General features: G+C 47.8%; 1 protein-coding gene. It reads left to right on the top strand.

The features are described from left to right. Positions 1-82: 82 nt before the first annotated feature. The coding region (gene phnE / locus AB4486_RS25175; RefSeq protein ID WP_372119438.1) for a phosphonate ABC transporter, permease protein PhnE at positions 83-869 on the top strand (787 nt) is incomplete at its 3' end.

Here is an 869-nt window from a genome sequence, read left to right as displayed (position 1 = left end):
CTATTGATTATTATTGTGATTGTGATGTTGTGTGAATACCTATCGACCATTATCCGCAAGCATGTGCAGTAAGGAACGACCAATGAGCACGCTAAATGACACCTCTACAAGCGCCATGAATCGTACCCAATGGCAGCGTTACGACAGTAAACAGAGCCTTATGCTTTGGCTTGGCTGGCTTTGCTTTGTTGCGCTAACGGTTTTTGCATGGCAAGTCATGAACAAGGACACGATTTGGTACTTTGTGACTGACTCACCGAATCAACTTGCTGATATTTCGTCACGTATGTGGCCACCAAGATGGAGCTACTTAGAGTCACTTTGGAGCCCTTTGTGGGACACCATTAACATCGCAACAATTGGCACACTGTTAGGAATCGTACTGGCATTTCCAGTTGCATTCTTAGCCGCACGCAACACAACGCCAAGCACAACGTTTATCAGGCCTATCGCACTGTTCATCATTGCGGCAAGTCGTTCAATCAACTCATTAATTTGGGCACTCCTGTTAGTGGCTATCATCGGCCCAGGGTTACTGGCCGGTATTATCGCGATTGCGCTACGCTCGATTGGCTTCGTGGCTAAGTTGATGTACGAAGCGATTGAAGAAGTAAACGTCACGCAGATGTCAGCGATTGAATCGACGGGGGCATCTCCACTGCAAGTCTTGAACTACGGCATTCTTCCGCAAGTAATGCCAAGTTTCATCGGCACGAGCTTGTTCCGTTGGGACATCAATATTCGAGAGTCTACCGTCTTAGGTTTGGTGGGCGCTGGCGGTATCGGCTTAAAACTGCAAGAATCGATGGCAATGCTGGCATGGCCTCAAGTGACTGTGATTTTCTGTGCGATTCTAGTGACGGTCATCT

Source organism: Vibrio sp. 10N.222.55.C6 (genome assembly GCF_041473395.1).
Taxonomy (GTDB): Bacteria; Pseudomonadota; Gammaproteobacteria; order Enterobacterales; family Vibrionaceae; genus Vibrio; species Vibrio crassostreae_C.
Note: the sequence above shows the minus strand (reverse complement) of the source record. Positions and strands in the feature narration are given on the sequence as shown.